Annotated in this window: 7 protein-coding genes and 1 tRNA gene; 3 read left to right on the top strand and 5 right to left on the bottom strand. The window is 62.1% G+C overall.

Features of this window, described 5'->3' with window-relative positions; genetic code table 11:
* The coding region (locus tag RIN13_RS19965) for a DNA-3-methyladenine glycosylase I (RefSeq protein WP_309109056.1) at nucleotides 1-126 on the top strand (126 nt) is incomplete at its 5' end.
* 196 nt (nucleotides 127-322) lie between these two features.
* On the opposite strand, the gene RIN13_RS19960 is transcribed toward RIN13_RS19965, so the two are convergent.
* The 3 genes from RIN13_RS19960 to RIN13_RS19950 form a co-directional block, all read right to left on the bottom strand.
* On the bottom strand, nucleotides 323-790 hold the full coding sequence (locus RIN13_RS19960) for a carboxymuconolactone decarboxylase family protein (protein WP_309109055.1): 468 nt from the start codon (nucleotides 788-790) through the stop codon (nucleotides 323-325).
* Between the two features lie 794 nt (nucleotides 791-1584).
* The gene (locus RIN13_RS19955) at nucleotides 1585-2463 is read right to left on the bottom strand and encodes a rhomboid family intramembrane serine protease (protein ID WP_309109054.1); all 879 of its coding nucleotides are present in this window, start codon (nucleotides 2461-2463) and stop codon (nucleotides 1585-1587) included.
* Nucleotides 2464-2471: 8 nt separating this feature from the next.
* The gene (locus tag RIN13_RS19950; protein ID WP_309109053.1) at nucleotides 2472-3017 is read right to left on the bottom strand and encodes a peptidylprolyl isomerase; all 546 of its coding nucleotides are present in this window, start codon (nucleotides 3015-3017) and stop codon (nucleotides 2472-2474) included.
* Between the two features lie 156 nt (nucleotides 3018-3173).
* On the opposite strand from RIN13_RS19950, the gene RIN13_RS19945 reads away from it, so the two are divergent.
* Both RIN13_RS19945 and RIN13_RS19940 read left to right on the top strand, forming a co-directional pair.
* Nucleotides 3174-4112: a hypothetical protein gene (locus RIN13_RS19945; RefSeq protein ID WP_309109052.1), complete on the top strand. Its 939-nt coding sequence runs from the start codon at nucleotides 3174-3176 to the stop codon at nucleotides 4110-4112.
* A gap of 175 nt (nucleotides 4113-4287) precedes the next feature.
* Nucleotides 4288-5163: a glycosyltransferase family 2 protein gene (locus tag RIN13_RS19940; RefSeq protein WP_309109051.1), complete on the top strand. Its 876-nt coding sequence runs from the start codon at nucleotides 4288-4290 to the stop codon at nucleotides 5161-5163.
* Between the two features lie 37 nt (nucleotides 5164-5200).
* On the opposite strand, the gene RIN13_RS19935 is transcribed toward RIN13_RS19940, so the two are convergent.
* A complete protein-coding gene (locus RIN13_RS19935) occupies nucleotides 5201-6124 on the bottom strand; it encodes a DMT family transporter (protein ID WP_309109050.1) in 924 nt (307 codons plus the stop codon).
* A gap of 98 nt (nucleotides 6125-6222) precedes the next feature.
* Nucleotides 6223-6298, bottom strand: a tRNA-Ala gene (locus RIN13_RS19930).
* Nucleotides 6299-6345 lie beyond the last annotated feature (47 nt).

Here is a 6345-nt window from a genome sequence, read left to right as displayed (position 1 = left end):
CTCAGGAAGAAGGGCTTCGCCTTCGTCGGACCCACCACGATGTTCGCCCTTATGGAGGCCATCGGCATGGTGGACACCCATCTCGTGGACAGCCACCGCAGAGGTTCCTCCGGGATATGGCTCTGACCGTCCCTTTCTCAACACTGACCTGACTTTCCACAGATGTTGGAAAAGTTATCCACACTGTTGAAAACCGGCCGTTTGTCTTGGGCCAGCTCATCCCGGGCCCGCCACAGCTGGCGCCGATGAATCTGGGAAACGAGAAGCCAGTTATTAACACTTGTGGAAAACAGCTGTGGATAACCCTTGGGGGACAATGAGGCTAGCTTTTTGCCGGCCGCACCGGGTGCCGGCTCGTGATTGAGACGCGGTTGAACGCGTTCATGGTGATCACCAGCCAGCTCACGGCAGAGTATTGCTCAGCGCTCAGATGGTCCCGGGCGTACGCATCCTCCTGCTCACGGATGGGGGCGTCGGGAAGGCCGGTGATGCTCTCTGCAAGCGCCAAGGCGGCCCGCTCCGTACCGTCAAAAAGGTCGGTGTCCCGCCATGCGGGAAGTACTGCAAGCCGCTGACTCGATTCGCCTGCCTTGAGGGCGTCGGCTACGTGCATGTCCAGGCAATAGGCGCAGCCGTTGAGCTGGGATGTGCGGACGTTCAGCAGCTCGATAAGCGTGCGGGTAAGGCCCGCTTCAACCGCCGCCTCCCGGACCTTCAGGCCCAGACCATTAAGGGCCCGCCACGACGCCGGGTGGTACTTGTCCAGGTAGATGTGTTCTGTGGTGCTCACGGCGTACTCCTCAGTGGCTAGGCCCCCCACAGCTGCGGAGGGCGTAAGCAAAGCTGGCGACGAGTCTGAGACTACACGCGACGGCACGTCAAGTTATCCACATAGCAACAGGGCAGTACCCACACGTTATCCACAGCTGGGGAAAAGCTGTGGGAGCGAATGTGCGAAACAGCGGATTGCAGGGCCTGAGAGCATCATGGGAGGGGAGAACTACAGCCCTGTACGTTATTAACAGTGTGAATAACCCTGTTGAAACCCTGACACGCGTGCTGTCCCCATCTGGGGCCTGCTGCCAGCTTTCCAGCGGCTGTGCCTGACGGACGGCGGGTTCACCATGGGGAGAAGCTCAAGAGGGCGGGATTGCACGGGTGTAGTGGCTGGGCACGCCAGAAGTTGTCCACTTAACCACAGGAGCCTCTGTTCAAGTTATCCCCAGATGTGGACGCAGTCACCGGTGGAGGCCCCGGAACGGCTCCAGTGCGGGGATTTAGGCGGGTTTGCGACGGAACTACAGCTGTGTAAGTTACCAACAGTGTGGATAAGTCTTGTGGAAAACCCTGCCACTGCCTCTGGCGCGAATGGACACCTAAGCCTCTTGGCGCGACCGATCAGTTGAGGTGTCGAGGCGCGAACGAGCAGATAATGCCCTCAAATGTCAGCGTCGAGGGGCCCAAATGAATGCCCGTTCGCGCAGCCCACGAGGGGCCTAAGTGTCCGTTCGCGCAGCCCACGAGGAGCCCAAGTGTCCGTTCGCGCTTCTTTGGAGGCGCGTCGGTCCGTGCGGAGAGAAAAGGTCAGCCGGCGGTGATTCGGTACCAGGTGAGCGCCACCAGCAGGGCCAGGACAGCTGCAAGGCCGGCAAACTGCAGCAAGTGCTGTCGGGGCCCACGAGGCACATAGGCGATGGCGGCGGCGCACAGGGCTCCTGTGACCAGGCCACCGAGGTGGGCCTGCCAGGCGATTTGGGGGACCATGAAGCCGATAACGCCGTTGATGGCAATCAGGACCCACAGCTGCCTGGTTTCACCGCCCCTGTGGCGCTGCACCACAAGCATGGCTCCGAAGAGCCCGAAGATGGCGCCGGAAGCGCCCACAACTCCAACGGGACCGCCTTCAGGAAGGATGGGCGTCAGGAGCAGGTATCCCACGGATCCGCCGATGGCAGAGAGCAGGTAGACGGCAAGGAACCTGATACGGCCCAACAAAGGCTCCAGCGCCTGGCCGAAAATCCACAGCGTGTACATGTTGAGCACGATATGGAGAAGGAAGCTCTGGGAATGGAGAAAAGCCGACGTGATCATGCGCCAGGGCTGAAAAAGACCGTAGTCGGGAGTCGCAAACACCGAGGCGTAGGCGAGATTACGGAAGATGGAGTCGTTCGGAATCACCCACTGCAACACAAACAGCAGGGCACATACGGCGATGATCGCAAACGTCACCATGGGCTTGCCCGACGCGACGGCGCCGCCGTAGACGGTCCGGACTGCCGGCGTCGTACGTTTTGTTTCGTTGACGCAATCAACGCATTGGAATCCGACGGCGGCCGCCCGCTGGCATTCTGGGCATGCGGGACGCCCACAGCGCTGGCAGCTCACGTAGGAGGGCCGGTCCGGGTGCCGGGGGCACACGGGTACCTGTGCGGACGGCTCTGCCGACGGAATTCCGTAACTCATGGGTGAGGTTAGAGCTGCTCGACGTCGATGCTGTTGATGGTCACGTCTTCAACCGGACGGTCGCCCATTCCCGTGCGGACTCCCTCAATGGCGTCCACAACCTTGCGGGAGTCATCGTCAGCCACTTCACCGAAGATGGTGTGCTTACCCTGCAGCCAGTCCGTGGGGATGGTGGTGATGAAGAACTGCGAACCGTTGGTTCCCTTGCCCATCTGGATACCGGCGTTGGCCATGGCCAGCTTGTAGGGGGCGTTGAAGCTCAGTTCAGGGTGGATCTCGTCGTCGAAGCGGTAGCCGGGTCCGCCGGTGCCACGGCCGAGGGGATCGCCGGCCTGGATCATGAAGTCTTTGATGATGCGGTGGAAGATGGTGCCGTTGTACAGCGGCGTGCCGGTCTTGTCCTCGCCGGTCTCCGGATGCGTCCACTGCTGTTCGCCGGTGGCCAGTCCAATGAAGTTCTTAACGGTCTTCGGCGCGTGGTTGCCGAAGAGGTTCACGACGATGTCGCCGAGGCTTGTGTGGATGGTTGCTTTTGCAGTTGCTGTGGCAGTCATACGGTCATTCTTTCATGGAGGGTCAACGCCGAAGGAGGCGCCAAAGGCAGTTCCGCGCTGGGTGAAATCCGCCCGCAATCCGAGGGAACGATAGCAGCGCGGCTGGTCCTCCACGTAGGCTAGCGACAGAACCGTCACATTAATCGGGAGGTAGTTGTGAAGAAATCGGATCGTATTGCCCGCGAACTGGAGTTGTCGGTCAGTTCAGCTGTCGAGAATGCCAAAGACCGGGTTGAAGCGGCTGTGGATTGGGCCGTGCCCCGGCTGCAGCAGAGCATTGACACCGCTTCTCCCAAAATCCAGGAGGGGCTCAAGTCAGCGGCCCACAACCTGGCTGACGGAGTTGCCACGGTAACCCCCCGCATTCAGGACGGAATTGCACAACTGGCACCCAAGATCCAGGACGCCGTTGACGGCGCAACTCCGAAACTGCACGACGCGCTGGACAAGGCCAGTCCGGTGATTGCCTCGGCGCGTGACCGCGTCGTGGTGGAGTACCTGCCCAAGCTCTCTGACCAGATCGGAACCGCCTCCGATGTGGTCCACCGCACGCTCGAAGGCACCCCGGCACGCGTTGATGCAGTCGCGCAGAAGTTGGGCGACGTCGGAATCATCCACGCCCTCCAGGAGCAGGCCCAGGTTGCCGGCACGCAGCTGAAGTCTGCCGCTTCTGAGGCAGGCCGCGTCATCACCCGCCAGCCAATTGTCGTTGAGCCGGAGAAGCCCAAGAAGCGCGGCCTGCTGATCGTGGGAGTGATCGCAGCTGCCGTTGCCGCCGGCGTCGCGGCCTGGAAGGCCTCCAAGCCTGTTGAAGACCCATGGAAGACTCCGTCGCCCGTCACCCCGGCTCCGTCCACTCCGGCAGCTGAAACTCCAGCACCGGTGCCGGCCACCACGGTTACCGAAACCGTCACAGAGTCTGACACGGCCCCGGTTGCTTCCGCGTCAGACGAATCCCTCCAGGGCTCGTCCGACAAGGCCAAGCACGTCGCCGAGGATTCCGACGCCGGAACGGTCGCCGCCGATGCCAGGGACGCCGTCGAAGACCTCTCCACCAAGATAGGTGAGGACGCCGGAAAGCAGTCCGGGAAGTAAAAAGAGTAGCCGCACCTGGCCGGCACGCACATGGAGGGGTCCCGCAAGGGGCCCCTTCTCCTGTTCTGGCCTTTCCGCTCCAGCCCGTTGGTTGACCCCTTTTCCGGATCTGCTTCTTCGCCGACCCGGCCGTAAAGGCCGGGGAAGAAAATCGATCGATGCTAAATTTGAGGGAATGTCACCCGATAGATCCTCCCAGGATGCCTCCTTTGACGCTCCGCAGCAGCCGGGCGTATCAATAGTTATTCCGGCGTACAACGAGGAAAGCGTCATAAGACAGTGCCTGATCGCCGCGATCTATCAGTCCGTTCCGGCACACGAAATCATCGTCGTGGACAACATGTCCAAGGACCGCACGGCGGAGATTGTGCGCCAGATGCAGCAGGAGTATCCGGAGAGCCCGATCATCCTTCTGCGCCAGGACAAAGAGCAGGGGCTCATTCCCACGCGTAACTTCGGCCTCGACCACGCCACCGGAGACATTTTGGGCCGCATTGATGCCGACTCCGTTGTCGAGCCGGACTGGGTGGAGCAGGTTCAGAAGGCATTCGAGGACCCCTCCACCCAGGCTGCGACAGGACCGGTGGTCTATTACGACATGCCGATGCGCCGGTTCGGGCTCAAAGCGGATGACAAGATGCGCCAGCTGATGCTCAAGCTGGCCAAGCACCAATACCATTTCCTCTTCGGCTCGAACATGGCGCTTCGGCGTACAGCGTGGGAGACCATCCGCGGGGAGGCCTGCCGGGACGAGAAGGACGAGATGCATGAGGACATCGACCTCTCCCTGCACCTCGCCGACCATGACCTGAAAATCCAGTACTGGCCGCAGATGGTTTCAGGAATGTCCGCCCGCCGCCTTGAGGACTCGCCCCGGGACTACCGCTACTACGTGACCCGCTTCGACCGCACGTACAAGGCCCACAACGTCAAGAAAATGGCCCTCAAGGCCCCGATGGTGGTCTTCTTCTCCGTTTACTTCCCCGCGAAGCTGCTGCGGGCCATCCACACGGTGAACACCAGCCAGCCTGCCCGCCGCGGCGGGCAGTAGCGCTCCAGCAGTCGGCGCTGGATCAGACGGCGCTCAATCAGTCCGTTCCCAGCTCGGCCAGGGCCGGCCCCGTGGGCGGTTTACCTCTTCCCCCTTTGGCGCTGCGCTGTCCGGCAACGACGACGGCGAGTCCCACCAGGATCAGCGCAAGGCCAGCATACGTTCCCGCCGGCAGAGTCTCATTCAGGAAGACCGCGGCGAGGAGTGCTGCCCCGGGGATTTCCAGCAGGATGATCATGGAAACGAGCAGGGGGCTCATGGTGGCCAGCAGGTGATTGAACGCCGTGTGCCCCACCAGCTGTGCGCAGACAGTAATGGCAATGATGCCCAGCCACCCTGCCGCCTCGAAGCCGGAGAGTGCCTGGTTGGTGAACAGTGCCAACACCGCGACGAAGGCTGCGCACATACCGTAGCAGAGCGTCGTGTAGGTGCCTGTTGTCATGCTCTGCCGAGCCCTGCCCCCGGCCAGCGTGTAGATGCCTGCGAGGAGACCGCCGGCCATGGCAAGGAGGTCTCCCAGCAGCGCTTCCGAGGAAGTGCCCATGTCGAAGCCCGTGATGGCCACGACGCCGCCGAATGCAAGGCCGAGCCCAGCCAGCACCGGCCAGCCGTGCCGTACGCCGCGGAAGAGCTGGATTACGGCGATCCAGGCCGACTGCAGGCAGACCAGGGCGGTGGCAGCGGCCACCGACGTCAGCTGCAGGGACGTGATAAAGCAGGCGAAGTGGAGCGCGAGGGCCAAGGCCGCCACGAGCGACCAGCGGAATTCCGGTCCCGTCACCCTTCCGAAGTGGGACGGGTCCCGCAGCAGGGTAGGGGTGGCCATGACCGCCGAGCCAATCGCATTGCGCCAGAACGCTATGGCCAGGGCTGTCACCGTTGTGCCGCCCAGTGTCGCAGCGATGAGGGGGCCGGAGGATGCAACGCCCAGGACTCCCAAGGCGGCAATGAAGAACGTCACCGTTACAGCGTAGTGTGCCGATACCAACCCCGGCCGATCCGGCAGAAGGCACGTTAAATTGAAGAGTCCCGGCCATATCTGGCTGGGACTCTTCCTTATGGTGGAGGCACGGGGACTCGAACCCCGAACCCCCTGCTTGCAAAGCAGGTGCGCTACCAATTGCGCCATGCCCCCATAAGAAGCAACCCGTCAATCATACCCTAGTTCCGGAGGCTGTCTGA

The organism is Arthrobacter sp., from assembly GCF_031179985.1.
Lineage (GTDB): Bacteria > Actinomycetota > Actinomycetes > Actinomycetales > Micrococcaceae > Arthrobacter.
This window is presented reverse-complemented; position numbering and strand designations above follow the sequence as displayed.